At 62.5% G+C, this 13,925-nt stretch carries 11 protein-coding genes, 1 tRNA gene and 1 pseudogene; 11 read left to right on the top strand and 2 right to left on the bottom strand.

The genetic code is table 11. From position 1 onward, the window contains the following. Window positions 1-20 precede the first annotated feature (20 nt). The 11 genes from AC07Y9_RS26515 (at window position 21) to AC07Y9_RS26465 (ending at window position 13,070) form a co-directional block, all read left to right on the top strand. Window positions 21-1,235, top strand: coding sequence for a glycosyltransferase family 4 protein (locus AC07Y9_RS26515; protein ID WP_102681377.1), 1,215 nt, complete (start codon window positions 21-23; stop codon window positions 1,233-1,235). Continuing rightward, window positions 1,226-2,329, top strand: coding sequence for a glycosyltransferase family 4 protein (locus AC07Y9_RS26510; protein ID WP_007924700.1), 1,104 nt, complete (start codon window positions 1,226-1,228; stop codon window positions 2,327-2,329). The genes AC07Y9_RS26515 and AC07Y9_RS26510 overlap by 10 nt, the downstream gene beginning before the upstream one ends. Further along, window positions 2,329-3,726 carry an O-antigen ligase family protein gene (locus AC07Y9_RS26505; protein ID WP_102681378.1) on the top strand — a complete coding sequence of 466 codons (1,398 nt, stop codon included), beginning with the start codon at window positions 2,329-2,331 and terminating at the stop codon, window positions 3,724-3,726. The genes AC07Y9_RS26510 and AC07Y9_RS26505 overlap by 1 nt, the downstream gene beginning before the upstream one ends. Then, the gene (locus AC07Y9_RS26500; protein WP_009050924.1) at window positions 3,723-4,544 is read left to right on the top strand and encodes an acyltransferase; all 822 of its coding nucleotides are present in this window, start codon (window positions 3,723-3,725) and stop codon (window positions 4,542-4,544) included. Before AC07Y9_RS26505 ends, AC07Y9_RS26500 begins: the two co-directional genes overlap by 4 nt. Beyond that, on the top strand, window positions 4,544-5,950 hold the full coding sequence (locus AC07Y9_RS26495) for a lipid II flippase MurJ (RefSeq protein WP_102681379.1): 1,407 nt from the start codon (window positions 4,544-4,546) through the stop codon (window positions 5,948-5,950). Before AC07Y9_RS26500 ends, AC07Y9_RS26495 begins: the two co-directional genes overlap by 1 nt. Window positions 5,951-6,065: 115 nt before the next feature. Next, window positions 6,066-6,695 (top strand): DUF1780 domain-containing protein, encoded by a 630-nt coding sequence (locus tag AC07Y9_RS26490; protein ID WP_007924708.1) that lies wholly within the window; start codon window positions 6,066-6,068, stop codon window positions 6,693-6,695. Window positions 6,696-6,905: 210 nt separating this feature from the next. Next, window positions 6,906-7,079 (top strand): DUF3094 family protein, encoded by a 174-nt coding sequence (locus AC07Y9_RS26485; RefSeq protein WP_009050926.1) that lies wholly within the window; start codon window positions 6,906-6,908, stop codon window positions 7,077-7,079. Window positions 7,080-7,139: 60 nt separating this feature from the next. Then, complete coding sequence (locus AC07Y9_RS26480; RefSeq protein WP_009050927.1) at window positions 7,140-8,438, top strand: NAD(P)/FAD-dependent oxidoreductase; 1,299 nt, start codon at window positions 7,140-7,142, stop codon at window positions 8,436-8,438. Between the two features lie 651 nt (window positions 8,439-9,089). Then, window positions 9,090-9,689, top strand: coding sequence for a fimbrial protein (locus tag AC07Y9_RS26475; protein WP_102681380.1), 600 nt, complete (start codon window positions 9,090-9,092; stop codon window positions 9,687-9,689). A 49-nt stretch (window positions 9,690-9,738) separates the two neighbouring features. Then, a complete protein-coding gene (locus AC07Y9_RS26470; RefSeq protein ID WP_102681381.1) occupies window positions 9,739-10,464 on the top strand; it encodes a fimbrial biogenesis chaperone in 726 nt (241 codons plus the stop codon). Between the two features lie 113 nt (window positions 10,465-10,577). Then, window positions 10,578-13,070 carry a fimbria/pilus outer membrane usher protein gene (locus AC07Y9_RS26465; RefSeq protein ID WP_102681382.1) on the top strand — a complete coding sequence of 831 codons (2,493 nt, stop codon included), beginning with the start codon at window positions 10,578-10,580 and terminating at the stop codon, window positions 13,068-13,070. A 310-nt stretch (window positions 13,071-13,380) separates the two neighbouring features. On the opposite strand, the pseudogene AC07Y9_RS26460 reads toward AC07Y9_RS26465, so the two are convergent. Further along, window positions 13,381-13,523 (bottom strand): annotated as a pseudogene (locus AC07Y9_RS26460) (IS3 family transposase); the annotation flags it as partial. A 159-nt stretch (window positions 13,524-13,682) separates the two neighbouring features. After that, window positions 13,683-13,759: transfer RNA gene (locus AC07Y9_RS26455), tRNA-Pro, on the bottom strand. Window positions 13,760-13,925: the final 166 nt, after the last annotated feature.

Genomic DNA, 13,925 nt, shown 5'->3' with positions numbered 1-13,925 from the left:
CTCGACCTGGAGTGCCGTACGTGAAGATTCTCTGGATTCTCCCCTACCTGCCCTGGCCCATGACCAGCGGTGGCAAGACTCGCCAGTTTCACTTGCTGCGGACCTTGAGCGAGCGGGGTCACCGCATCACCTTGCTGGTGCAGTCGAAGACCGAGGCCGATGCCGCCACCTGCGCCGCCCTCGAGCCCTGGCTGGAACGCCTGATCCTGGTGCCCCGGCGCCCGCTGAAGCACCCGGTCACGCTGCTGGCCGGGCTGTTCGCACCCTGGCCGCTGCTGACCACGGTCAACGGCGTGTCGCGCTCCTTGCGCGAACGCTTCGACAGCCTGCTGCAAGAGCCCTGGGATGTGATCCAGGTCGAGCACAGCTACAGCCTGCAACCCTATCTGCAACCGCTGCGGCGGGCCGGCCGGGATTTCGTGCTCACCGAGCACAACCTCGAATCCAGCCTGGGCGGCGCGACCTATGACCGCTTCCCAGCCTGGGCCAGCCTCTTTGTGCGCTACGACCAATGGCGCTGCCGACAGTGGGAACGCAAGGCGTTCGACACGGCCCGCCAGGTGGTCGCGGTGACCGAAAGCGACGCCCGGGCCATGCGCCAGCTGACCCGTACCCCGGTCGAGGTGGTGGTCAACGGCGTCGACAGCCGCAGCTTTGCCGAGGTCTCGGCCGACCCGCAGAGCCAGCGGGTGCTGTTCGTCGGCAACTACGAATACGCGCCGAACCTGGACGCCGTGCAGTGGATGCTCGACGAGATCTTCCCGCGGGTCTGGAGCCACTGCCCCGAGGCGCGCCTGGCGGTGGCCGGGTATGCCTTGCCCGCCCACTGGCCCGAACGCTGGACCGACAGCCGCATCGAGTGGGTCGGCTTCGTGCCGGACCTGCCCGACCTGCAACGACGTTGCGCGCTGTTCATCGCGCCGTTACGCCAGGGTGGCGGCTCCAAGCTCAAGGTGCTCGAAGCCATGGCCGCAGGCCTGCCGCTGGTCAGCACCGCGCAAGGCGCCTCGGGCCTGGCCATCCGCCCCGAGGAACATTACCTGGCAGGCGACAATGCCCAGGCCCTGGCCGATGCCGTGATTCGCCTGTTGCGCGAGCCAACCCTCGCCGCCCAACTGGCCGGCGCCGCCCGCCTGTATGCCCGCCAGCATCACGACTGGGCCGTAGCCGGTGACGAACTGGAACAGATCTACCGGACTCTGCCCTCCACACAGGAGCATCCCGCATGCGTGTAGCCCTCGATTATCGTCCGGCCACGGTCGCTCCCTCCTCGGGCATCGCCCGTCAGGTCAAGGCACTGGAACAGGCCCTGCGTGCCCGTGAAGACACCGAATTGCTGCTGGTGAGCGAAGCGCCACTGGAGCATGAACAGCGCCAGACCGCCTTTTGCCCAGCCTGGCCGAGCCCCCTCGACGGCGTGCAACGCCCCGGCGTGCGCCTGCGCTTTGAACGCAAATTCTTGCCGGCGACCATTCGCGAGCAGTCGGTCGACCTGTATATCGCCACCGCCAACATGGGCCTGCCCATCGGCCACAAACCGGCAGGCACCCGTTATGTGCTGATCCTGCATGACCTGTTCCAGCTGACCCAGCGCAACTTCCACCGTTCGCAGCTCAAGGCCGTGGCCTATCGGCTGATCGACGCCGTGTCGATCGCCTGGTCGATCTGGGTCGCCGATGAGGTCTGGTGCCCTTCGCGGTTTTCCTGCAGCGAAGCGGCCCGGCTGTTTCCCTGGGCGCGGCCGAAATTCCGCGTGCTGAACAACCTGGTGCCGGAGTTCCAGGGCGTCATCGGCCCACTGCCGACGGGCCTGCCCGAGCGTTACTGGCTGGCCGTCGGGACACGGGAGCCGCGCAAGAACATGCCGTTCTTCATCGAGCAGTGGCAGCGCTGCCGCCAGGAAAACCCGCAAGTACCGGAGCTGGTCCTGGTCGGCCATGCCAGCGACCTGCCCGCGAACCTGAGCCAGTTGCCCGGCCTGCATTGGGTCAACGGCGTCAGCGACGAGCAGTTGCAGGCCCTGTACCGGCATGCCGACTGCCTGTGGCAGCCCTCCTACGCCGAAGGCTTCGGCCTGCCGGTGGTCGAGGCGCTGTGGCAGGGCACGCCGGTCGCGGTGGCCAGGGGGTCGGCGCTCGACGAGGTCACGCCACCCGGCGCGCGGCGCTTCAATGCCCGCGATCGCGCCAGCCTGCGCAATGCGCTGATCGAACAGGCGCAAGACAGCGCCAGACCGGATCCGGATACCCTGCGCGACTGGGCCCGGCAATTTGCCGAGCCGGCCCACCGCCAGCGCCTCGACACCTTGCTCACAGGGCTCTTTCACTGATGCTGCCAGGAAAATTCATTGGCCTGACCCTGGGGTTGATCTTCGGGATCCTGTTGTGGGCCCTGCCACCGGCAAAAGTCATCTTCGTGGTGATCGGCCTGGCCGTGACCCTGACGCTGATCCGCAAGCCGCTGTGGGGCCTGCTGATCTTCGCCGTGCTGGCCACCTGCATTCCCTACACCACGCTGCAGCTGGGGATTCGCACCACGGTCAGTGAAGCGGTGCTCGGCCTGACGTGGGTCGGGCTGTTCTGGCAATCGTTCATCGGCAAGACCCGCAACCTCATGCTCTGGCGCCCCACCGAGCGGGCCATGGCCTGGCTGATGCTGTTCAGCGCCATTCCCTTTGTCTGGGGCATGCTGATCATTCATGCCGATGGCAACGGCCCGGTGAACTGGGTGCGCTGGCTGATGAACCTGTCGCTGCTGTTCATGGTGCCGCTGCTGCTGCGTACCGATGCCGACCGCGACAAAGTGGTGATCGCCCTGTTGCTGGGCACTCTGCTGATGCTGCTGCTGTCGATCGGCATGTTCATCAAGTCGCGCAATGCGATGTCGATGATCCCGATCCTCACCGACCTCAAGTACGCCCACCCGGAAGCGGTGAAGGACATCTTCTCCGCCAACTACCAGCGCATGGCATCGCCCTGGGTTCACCCCAACCTCACGGGCGGCGTGCTGGTGCTGTTCATTCCCCTGGCACTGCTCTATGGCTGGACCCGCACCGGCGCGCGCCGGGCCTTGGGGCTGGCGGTGGCGATCCTCGGTTGCGCGGGGCTGCTGCTGAGTATTTCCCGCGGGGCGATCCTGGCCCTGGCCCTGGTACTGATCTGGCTGACCTACAAACGCGTGCCCTACAGCGGCCGGATCATTGGCCTCGGGGCAGCTTTCGCGGTGGCCCTGGTGATGTTCTACCCGCCGCTGCAGGAACGCCTGATGACCATGTTCTCGGCGACCAACGCCAGCACCGAAGTGCGTTTTGACGAGTACGCGAAATTCCCCGAGGCGATGATGCGCTACCCGCTGGGCATCGGCTTCAAGGTCGACCCGCCGGTACCGGGCACCGACCTGCCGGGCATCTCCAACCTGTGGCTGAACTTCATCTACAAGATTGGCATTCCGGGGATGCTGCTGTTCATCGCCGTCACCCTGTTGTGGTGGCGCGAGGTGCGCCCGCTGGCGCCGATCCGTCAGGTGACTGCCGACAACGCACTGTGGCTGGGGTGCATTTCCGGCCTGCTGGCGGCCTTGCTGACGGGCTTGTTCGACCACTACTTCAGCTTCACTTTCGTGCTGATCGGTCTGTTCTGGCTGTTGATGGGCATGAGCCTGCAACAGGTCCGGTTGCGCCCGGCCATCACCCTCCCCCTCATCAACCCCAAGGATCGCCAAGCATGAAACATCGTATTTTCCATTCTGCGGATCTGCCGGAACGCCTGCCTGCCCTGGCCTCGGAGCTGGGCGTCAGCCACGATGAACTGCTCGAGGCCTACAGCTGGGGGCTGAACAACGACGTGCTGTTCGTCGAGGGCGACGGCGAGCAGGCGCGCTACAGCGTTTGCTCGGTGGACATCGAACAGATCATCGAACATCCCCTGGCCCGGCGCCTGTATGGTCGTTTGAAGCAGGACATCCCCACCACCCTGGTGCCGCGCTACGGCAAGAACCTGGCCACCCTCAAGGACCGCTGGCTGCGGGCCTGGGAGCAGGCCTACAACATCCTGATCAACAAGATCCCCAGCCATCACGTGCGCATCGCCTGGCTGCGCCTGGGCGGCGCGAAAATCGGCAAGGGCTCGACCATCTGGCGCAACACCGAGGTGCTGGGGGTGGAGAACCTGGTGATCGGCGATGACAGCGTGATCGCCTGGCATTGTCAGATCGACGCCCGGGCCGGGCTGATCATCGGCGATCATGTGACGATCGCCTCTCACGTGCTGATTCTCGCCGGCGGCCATGACCCAATGAGCCCCGAGTTCTGGTCGGTGTCCGCGCCCATCTACATCGATGACTACGCCTGGATCGCCACCCGGGCGCTGCTCGCCCATGGCTCGCATATCGGTCGCGGGGCCGTAGTGACCGCCAACACCCTCGTGGCCAAGGCCGTTCCCCCCTACAAGATCATCGGCGGCAGCGGTGCCAAACCCATGGGCGAGCGCCCTCACGACCTGAACTACAAGGTGGGTGGCAAAGGCCTGTTCACCCTGTTCTATTGATGCTCGGCAGCACCCTGCTACTGACCCTGGCGACCCTCGCCGGTCTGCTCGCCGGTTTTGCCCGCGAATGGCTGCTGGTGGCGGCCTGGGGCGCGGGCAGCCGCAGCGATGCGTTCCTGGTCGCGGTGTTCATTCCCGAAGCCCTGCGCATGACCCTGGCCGCCGGCATTCTCGCGGCCGCGGCCCTGCCGCTCTATCAGGAGCGCGACGCCCAGCGCCAGCACGCCTGGCTGGCCGGCCTGTGCCCACGCCTGCTGGGTCTGGGGCTGGGGCTGTATGCCCTGCTGGCCTTGAGCGCGCCGTTGTGGATCCGCCTGATCGGCCCCGGGCTCGACAGCGAAGCCCAGGCCGAAGCCGCCGCCAACCTGCGCAGCCTGGCCGCCTGCATCCCCGGCCTGCTCATGCATGCGCTGTTCAGCATCCCGCTGCACGCCCGGCAGCGTTTTGTCCTGCCGGGGCTAGGCTCGTTGCTGTTCAACCTGCCACCGGTGCTTTACCTGTTTTTCTACGGCCAGGCGAGCCTTGGCTCCGGCCTTTCGCTGGCATTTTTCCTCGGCAGCCTGCTGATGTGCCTGTCGCTGGTGCCGGCGGTCTGGCAGGCCGGCTGGCGCCCCTGGCAAGTCCGTGGGGACGCCGGTGCCGGCCGGGAACTGCTCGGCCGCCTCGGCCCGCTGTTGACCAGCAACCTGGCCAGCCAGGGCCTGGCGCTGGTGGAACGGCTGGTCGCCAGCTACCTGGGCGAAGGCGTGGTGACCTGGGTCAACCTGGCGCGCAAGCTGATCAACCTGCCGCTGATTGCCTTGATGAGTCTCAACCAGGTCCTGCTTGGCTTGATGAGCGGCAAGTCCGGCGATCAGCGCCTGGGGCTGCTGCATCGGGGACTCGACGCCGCGACCCTGCTGAGCCTGCCAGCCGCGCTCGGCCTGGTGGGCGCCAGCCCGGCGCTGATCCACTGGCTGCTGCCCGCCCAGAGCGCCGACGGGCCACTGCCGGCGCTGCTGGGCTGGTTCGCCGTGTCCCTGGTGTTCGGCGCCTGGAACGCCATGCTCGCCCGTTACGCCTATGCCGCCGGTGATACCAGCACGCCCCTGCATTGCGAACTGCTCGGCAGCCTGCTCAACGCCTTGCTGCTGGCGGGCCTGCCGCTGGTCCTGGGGCTGACCGCGATTCCTCTGGCGGCCCTCGGCGGCGTGCTCCTGACCAACCTGTTGCTGATGCAGCGCCAGCAATTGCTCACCCTCATCAACTGGCCGGTGCGCTGGGCAGTCAGCGCCGCCCTGCTGAGCGCGGCGGCGCTGCTGTTGCACCCGCTATTGAATGTCTGGCTGCAACTGGGGCTCAGCACAGCGGCCGGGCTGCTCTTGCTGATCGCCCTGGGGCTCTGGCTGAAACCCTGGCGGGCCTGAACGAGCGGCAGAGGGTTGACCTGATGTCACACTTATCCGTTATAAGTGCAGTCAGCCCCCGCCGACCCGGCAGAGTGTATTTCTTGGATCAGCGTTTGGACGCTAAGCTTGGACTATGGATGACTCAGATTACTTGCGCCTGCTCACCATTCAGGCCGAACAAGCCAACGCGTTCCTGTCCAATGCGCGCAAATGGGAGCGTGAGCGTTGGGTCTGCCAACGCCTGCTGCAAGGCTTGAACATCCCCTACCGTGCCGACGAGTTCACGCCCGCCGGGCAGGAGCCGCCGGACGTACTGTTTCGCGAGGCCTGTTTCGAGGTGTTCTTCGTGCTGGACGAAGGCCGCCGCCTCAACGACGAATGGCGCGACGAGTTGCAACGGCGCCGCAGTGCCTTCTCCCTTAGCCAGCTGGTGCGCCGCGAGGCCAAGCCCAAGCGCATTCCGGCCAACGAACTGTTGCTCAGGCTGGCCCCGACCCTGCGCAAGAAAGCCCACAACTACAAGGAGCGCGGCATGGACCTGGGGGAGCTGGACATCATCGCCTTCGCCAGCCTCAAGCGCGAAGTGCTGGACCTCAACAGCCACTTCCCGCCGCCGACCGAATACCTGCGCCAGGGCTGGCGCTCGTTGTCGCTGGTCGGGCCGACCTTCGCCCGCGTGCTGTTCGCCCACCCCGACGCGCCGGACTTCCTGCGCGGCAACCTGGGACGCAGCATCCTCTTCGATGTCGGTATCAGTCTGTAGGCCGCCTGGAGCGGAATTTCCCGGGTCCTTCCCGGCCATTCGTGGCATGGCGCAAACACCGCGCGAGTGTTACAAAGCGCAATCATTCACGGGATGACAAGGCCGGCATCCGCGAGCAGCTATGCTCCGTTCCATGCCGCATAGCCCGACAAGATGGCACTGCGCTGTAACCTTCATACTTTTCGCAACGTCTAGCTGACGAGGCTTTTTATGACCAGCCGCCTGAACCCCGACGACCAACGCCATGTCGAAGAATACCTGCAACTGGCCCAGCACCGAGTGGAGCGCCGGCCCTTCCGGCCGTGGATGCTCCTCGTGATAGTCGTGACCATCACCATTGGCCTGGGCCTGCTGAGCCGACTTATCAGTTACCTGACGCTATGAGCTGCATCGCGCTCGCTCGGGTAACCGTACCGATTTCTTTTAGCCTTGCGAGATATCCCCATGACTCATCGTATTGTCATCGTTGGCGGCGGCGCCGGCGGTCTGGAGTTGGCTACCCGTCTGGGTAAGACTCTGGGCAAGCGCGGTACCGCCAGTGTGATGCTGGTCGACGCGAACCTGACCCACATCTGGAAACCCTTGCTGCATGAAGTGGCCGCCGGCTCGCTGAACTCTTCCGAAGACGAACTCAACTATGTCGCCCAAGCCAAATGGAACCACTTCGAGTTCCAGCTGGGCCGCATGAGCGGGCTCGACCGCCAGCAGAAGAAGATCCAGCTGGCCGCCACCTACGACGAAAACGGCGTGGAGCTGCTGCCCGCTCGTGAGCTGGGCTACGACACCCTGGTGATTGCCGTGGGCAGTACCACCAACGACTTCGGCACCCAGGGCGCCGCCCAGCACTGCCTGTTCCTCGACACGCGCAAACAGGCCGAACGTTTCCACCAGCAACTGCTCAACCACTACCTGCGCGCCCATGCCGGGCAGACCGATGTGGTGGAGCAGATCAGCGTGGCCATCGTCGGTGCCGGTGCCACAGGCGTCGAACTGGCCGCCGAGCTGCACAACGCCGCCCACGAGCTGGCGGCCTACGGCCTGGACCGGATCAAGCCGGAAAACATGCACATCACCCTGATCGAGGCCGGCCCACGGGTACTGCCGGCCCTGCCGGAGCGGATCGGCGGCCCGGTGCACAAGACCCTGGAAAAACTCGGGGTCAAGGTCATGACCAATGCCGCGGTCAGCGAAGTCACCGCCGACAGCCTGATCACCGCCGATGGCCAGGTGATTGCCGCCAGCCTGAAAGTCTGGGCCGCGGGCATTCGCGCCCCGGGCTTCCTCAAGGACATCGACGGCCTGGAAACCAACCGCATCAACCAGCTGCAGGTCCTGCCGACCCTGCAGACCACCCGCGACGAGAACATCTTCGCCTTTGGCGACTGCGCCGCCTGCCCGCAACCGGGCACCGACCGCAACGTTCCACCGCGGGCGCAGGCGGCTCACCAGCAAGCATCACTGCTGACCAAGTCGCTGAAACTGCGTATCGAAGGCAAGGCCCTGCCGGAATACAAATACACCGACTACGGCTCGCTGATCTCGCTGTCGCGTTTTTCCGCCGTGGGCAACCTGATGGGCAACCTGACCGGCAGCGTGATGCTCGAAGGCTGGCTGGCGCGGATGTTCTATGTGTCGCTGTACCGCATGCACCAGATGGCGCTCTACGGCCCGTTCCGGACCGCCATGCTGATGCTCGGCAGCCGGATCGGCCGTGGCACCGAGCCACGCCTCAAGCTGCACTGAATCTGAGCCTGTAGACCAAGACAAGAATGCCCCGAGCGATCGGGGCATTTTTTTGCGCCCTGTTCAACACGGGCTCAGGCAAACAGGCAGGCTGTTAAAGATCGAAGTGCCTAGAGACTTCCCGCACTCTATTTCCAACTTTCCGTGCAGCTTTAAGATTAATCTTAATTCTAAAATAGAAGAGCCACCGGACTTAACCCCCACATCCAAAAGTTGCTCTCCCCCGGGCGTATCGAATACATGCGCCTGCCTCCTCGCCACCTCTTACTGCGACATATAGATAGCTGGCCCGATAGAACTCAAGACATCACTCATGCTCTATTTAGTTGCATTGATAGTTTGCCCTGCACGCTTAAACCTTCGATTCCAACCTGCTACCCCTAAAGATTATCCCATGCAAAACAGCTACTTACATACAAGAATCGAAGATTTTGCGGCGATCATCCCGTTTAGCTGCCGACAGGCATTCCGACAACTTCATGCCACCCGATCAAATTTTAAGAATCTTCTTATTGAAATCCTATCAGGCAAAAAAGTATTAGCCGCCATTCAAACAAAGCCATAGAACACTCAATACTTTAAGAATGGTCTTATTGTAACGACCGAAGTGAAGATACAAGATTGCACCTCCAACTTTAGCAGGTACATGAAATGTCCAAACTTCTCAAAAGCATCGTCTCCATGGCTATCGCTGGCGCGGTCAGCACTTCCGCTCTCGCAGCAGATGGCACCATCGACTTCAAGGGCGAAATCATCGCGGCATCCTGCGCCATCACCGGCGGCACCGGCACCAGCGTTGGCGGCGGCAAGGGTGCCCAGACCATTTCTGTCGACCTCGGCAAGGTCAGCACCGACTCGCTCACTGGCAATGCTGGTGGCTCTACCATCGTTGGCGGTAAGAGCATCAACCTGAACCTGGACTGCGGCGGCACCGCGAACGGCCTGAAGACCGTGCGCATGCAGTTCGACCCGAACAGTGGTTCCGGTATCGACAGCAAGAACAACTCGCTGCTGAAAATCACCGCTGGTGGCGCAACGGGCGTGGGCATCGGCATCTTTAACGGCAGCAACAAGCTGGTAAACATCGCCGCGAACGAAACCATCTCGGGTGACTTGGTGAAAGTCGGCGAAACAGGGAAAGAAACCTACACCGCCAAACTGGACCTGCGCGCCGGTTATGTGGCGAACGGCGATGTGATCGCGCCAGGTAACGCGAGCGGCCAACTGCCGTTTACCTTGACCTACGAGTAACCCGCACCAAAGGGAGGGGCCTGCCCCCTCCCTCCGACCTGGAGCCGCTATGAAAACCTCATTATTGGCGCGTATTGCAATCGCCAGCGCCATGACACTCTCCGCGTCGATGGCCAGTGCCGGCATTACGCTGGATGGCACCCGCGTCATCTTTGCTGCGCCAGCCAAGGAAACATCCGTCCTCGTTAGGAACCAGGGCTCGAACGACATTATGGTCCAGTCCTGGGTCGAGCCAGACAAAAACGGGGCCAATACCGACGTGCCGTTCGCCATTACCCCTCCTCTGGTTCGCCTGGGAGGCAACAAGCAACAGGTCCTGCGCATCCTCTATCAAGGCCAGGGGCTGCCGACCGACAAGGAATCCGTGTTCTGGCTGGCCGTGCAGGAAATCCCGCAAAAAGCCAAGACCGAGAACACCCTGCAAATTGCCATACGCCAGCGCGTAAAGCTGTTCTACCGCCCGGCCAACCTGCCGGACACTGCCGCCAATGCAGCCAAGAGCCTGCAATGGAAGCTGGTGGAACAAGGCGGCAAGGCCGCGCTTTCAGTGACCAACCCTTCCGCGTTCCATGTGACTCTTGCCGGGGGCAGCGTGACGCTGCGCAGTGGCAAGGATGCAGGCACCGCCACCGTGGAAATGCTGGCGCCAGGGGCAACACGCACCGTCGCGATCAAAGGCTCGACTGGCATGAGGTCCGGAGCCACAACTGTGGAATTCGACAGCATCAACGATTACGGCGGGCTGGACCGAGTCACCAGCAAACTTTCCAACTAACGGAAACACAGTCATCACTCGTGTCGCTCGCTAGAGCGCATCGCTTTACCTAATCCGACTTTTTACTCAGGTCAGTGCTTCGGGCATCCGATGCATGATCGAAAGGATTCCGCATGCCCATTTTTCAGAGAGAGCTCAGTTTCAGGATCGCCCGGCGAGCGTGCGCGACCTGCCTCGTGGCACTGGGACTGGCCTCGAAGCTGTCCGCCGCGGAGGCCGAGTTCGCCGACTCCTTTCTGAAGATGGAGGGTGCCCCGGTGGACCTCAAGTTTTTTGAGAAAGGCAGCGCCGTTCCGCCAGGTATCTACAGCGTCGACCTCTACCTGAACAATGTGCTGATCAAGCGCCAGGAAATCACCTTCGCCGCCGACGCCTCCGGGCAGATCAAGCCTGTCATCTCGCTCGGGCTGCTCAAAGAGCTCGGCCTCAACGCGGGCAAAGCCCAGCAGGATGGACTCATCGCCGCGGACGCCAAGGATGAGCAGCCGTTCGACGTCAGCGCCCAGGTCGCCGGCGCCGCGGTGGACTTCGACGCCACCAACCTGGCATTGCAGTTCAGCATTCCGCAGGCGTACGTCCAGCGCTATTCCCGTGGTTACGTCGACCCCTCGGTTTGGGACGAAGGCATCACCGCCTTCTACAGCGACTACCAGGCCAACTTCAACCGCAATACCAACCAGGGAATGAAGAGCGACTACCACAACCTGAACCTGCGCAACGGTTTCAATATCGCCGGCTGGCGCTTTCGCAACGAATCCGCCCTGACCGGCGGAACCGGCACAAAAAGCGAATTCAAGAGCAACCGCAACTATCTGGAGCGCGATGTCCAGCGCCTGAAAGGCAAGCTTTCCCTGGGCGAGCTGTACACCCCAGGCGAGATCTTCGACAGCGTTCGCTTTCGCGGTGCACAGATCGCTTCGGACCTCGGTATGCTGCCCGACAACGAGATCGGCTACGCACCCGTGATCCGCGGCATCGCCGAAAGCAATGCCACCGTCGAAGTACGGCAAAACGGCTACGTAATCTATTCCGCGTCGGTGCCGCCTGGCGCCTTCGAGTTCACTGACATCTATCCCAGCGGCTCCAACGGCGACCTGCAGATCAAGATCATCGAAGCGGATGGCCGGGTACGCGAATATCTGCAGTCCTATGCCTACCAGCCGGTCATGACCCGGCGCGGCAACCTTCGCTACAGCGTCACCGCCGGTGAATATCGCTCCACCGACCAACCGTCGCCATCGTTCACCCAGGGCACGGCCGTCTACGGCGTGACGGACAACCTGACCGGTTATGGCGGTGCGCTGCTCGCGCAAGACTATCGCGCCGTCAACCTTGGCGCGGGCGTGAACTCCAGCCTCGGCGGTATTTCCTTCGACGTCACCAGCAGTGAATCGAAGACCCAGAACGGCAGAAGCAACAAGGGGCACAGTGCGCGCTTCCTGTACTCCAAGACGCTGAACGCTACCGATACCACCTTCACCATGGCCGGCTACCGCTATTCCACCGAAGGCTATCGCAGCTTCAGCCAGCACGTGGACGACCTCATGTATCAGGACCGTGCCGGCTTCAGCGCGCAAAAGAGCCGAATCAACCTCCGGGTGAACCAGAGCCTGTCACAGCGAGGCTCGCTGTACCTCAGCATGGATGAAACCAACTACTGGAATCAGCAAGGCCGCACGCGCAACTGGCAATTTGGTTATGGCAACAGCATCGCCAGTGTCAGCTACAACCTGGCGGTGTCACGCACCCAGAGCGATCCCATGAGCGGTGGTTCGGATACGCAACTCACCGCCAGTATCAGCATGCCGCTGGGAGGCCGGGGTAGTTCTCACCGCCTGTCCAGCAACGCCATCAGCTCGAGCAAAGGTGATTCCTCGCTGCAGTCGAACGTGTCCGGCTACCTGGACGACCAGGCGACCCTCAGCTACTCGGCACAGGCAGGCCACAGCAAAAGAAACGGCAGTACGGCCGGCGCCAGCCTGGACTGGGACACCCCCGTCGCCAAGCTGCGTGGTGGCTATAACCAGGGCCGTGACGACAAGCATATCGACCTGGGCGCGTCTGGCTCGCTGCTGGTGCACAGTGGTGGCGTTACCCTCGGCCAGCCGCTTGGCGAGACTTTCGGCCTGCTGGAAGTTCCGGACGTCGACGGCGTCGGTGTATCCGGCTGGAACGCCGTACGCACCAATGGCAAGGGTTACGCGGTGGTGCCCTATATGCAGCCTTATCGCTACAACTGGCTGAACCTGGACACCCAGACCCTGGGTACCGACACCGAGATCAACGAAACCTCCAAGGTGCTGGTGCCAACCCGTGGCGCCATCGTCAAGGCCACCTATGCCGCCCAAACCGGTCGTCGCCTGCAATTCGTCCTGCGCGCGGACAAGGGCGATCCAATCCCCTTCGGCGCCCAAGGCTACGATGAACAAGGCAAGCCCCTGGGCATGGTCGACAACCTGTCGCGCCTGCTGGTCTTTGGTGTTCCCGACCAGGGCCGGCTGGAGATTCGCTGGGCCGAAGGCAGCTGCATGGTGGACTACAAGCTCCCCCCAACAAACAAGGAGCTGGCTTACGAACGCGTGGATGGCCTTTGCCGGGCCTTGTGAGCACTGTAAACGCCCCTCGCAACGAGGGGCTGGCCACAGAGACATAAGCTGTTCACTCCCACATTGCATTTATTGGCATGAGCCTGGCCAAGCCAGCGCTCCCGGCCAGCACATCCCCCTACTCACCTCATCTATATCGAATATGCCCGCCAGACAGTGAATGGCAGCGAAACGAGGGCCGGCAAAGGGATACGCACTGAACGACAGTGGACAACCAAAATCTCCCCCCCCAAAAAAAGCCTCGAATTATCGGAGCTTTTTTTGCTTCACGCCCAAGGCATGAAACTATCTTCAGCGAGCCAATATGTGCGCCTGCGCTCCAATCCTGCCGACCATGCTTGCGGAGCCACATCAGAACGGTCGTCTTGCCTTGAATGCCGCAGCGCGCCTGAGCCTCTTTATGACTCAGCTCGCCTTTTCAACTTGGTCGACGACCAACGATTTAAAAGTCAGCGTGTAGTCTCACTGACTGCGCCTTTTCCCGCTTCCATTACGCCCTCCTGAGAAGAGATCAGAAGGTGTAAACCTTATTCAGGAAGGGGCAGATACAACTGACGCCGAATTCCGGGCAAAAAAAAATCCCCGTATCTTTCGATACGAGGATTTTCAGTATGGTCGGGGTAAGGGGATTCGAACTCCTGACATCCTGCTCCCAAAGCAGGCGCGCTACCGGACTGCGCTATACCCCGGTAAAAAAAAGGCACCTTTTAAAGGCGCCTTCTGCGAACAGAGCTTTTGGCGCCTGATCTTAAGATTCGATTCCAGCGAACTGGTTTCAAAAATGGTGGGTCGTGTGGGATTCGAACCTACGACCAATTGGTTAAAAGCCAACTGCTCTACCAACTGAGCTAACGA

It is taken from the genome of Pseudomonas sp. GW456-L12 (assembly GCF_059424045.1).
Note: the sequence above shows the minus strand (reverse complement) of the source record. Positions and strands in the feature narration are given on the sequence as shown.

Excerpts from the sequence above, each read along its gene's own strand:
- AC07Y9_RS26485 (WP_009050926.1), top strand. The coding sequence starts at position 6,906 with ATGACCAGCCGCCTGAACCCCGACGACCAACGCCATGTCGAAGAATAC.
- AC07Y9_RS26500 (WP_009050924.1), top strand. The coding sequence starts at position 3,723 with ATGAAACATCGTATTTTCCATTCTGCGGATCTGCCGGAACGCCTGCCT.
- AC07Y9_RS26490 (WP_007924708.1), top strand. The coding sequence starts at position 6,066 with ATGGATGACTCAGATTACTTGCGCCTGCTCACCATTCAGGCCGAACAA.
- AC07Y9_RS26470 (WP_102681381.1), top strand. The coding sequence starts at position 9,739 with ATGAAAACCTCATTATTGGCGCGTATTGCAATCGCCAGCGCCATGACA.
- AC07Y9_RS26465 (WP_102681382.1), top strand. The coding sequence starts at position 10,578 with ATGCCCATTTTTCAGAGAGAGCTCAGTTTCAGGATCGCCCGGCGAGCG.
- AC07Y9_RS26495 (WP_102681379.1), top strand. The coding sequence starts at position 4,544 with ATGCTCGGCAGCACCCTGCTACTGACCCTGGCGACCCTCGCCGGTCTG.
- AC07Y9_RS26505 (WP_102681378.1), top strand. The coding sequence starts at position 2,329 with ATGCTGCCAGGAAAATTCATTGGCCTGACCCTGGGGTTGATCTTCGGG.
- AC07Y9_RS26475 (WP_102681380.1), top strand. The coding sequence starts at position 9,090 with ATGTCCAAACTTCTCAAAAGCATCGTCTCCATGGCTATCGCTGGCGCG.
- AC07Y9_RS26480 (WP_009050927.1), top strand. The coding sequence starts at position 7,140 with ATGACTCATCGTATTGTCATCGTTGGCGGCGGCGCCGGCGGTCTGGAG.
- AC07Y9_RS26510 (WP_007924700.1), top strand. The coding sequence starts at position 1,226 with ATGCGTGTAGCCCTCGATTATCGTCCGGCCACGGTCGCTCCCTCCTCG.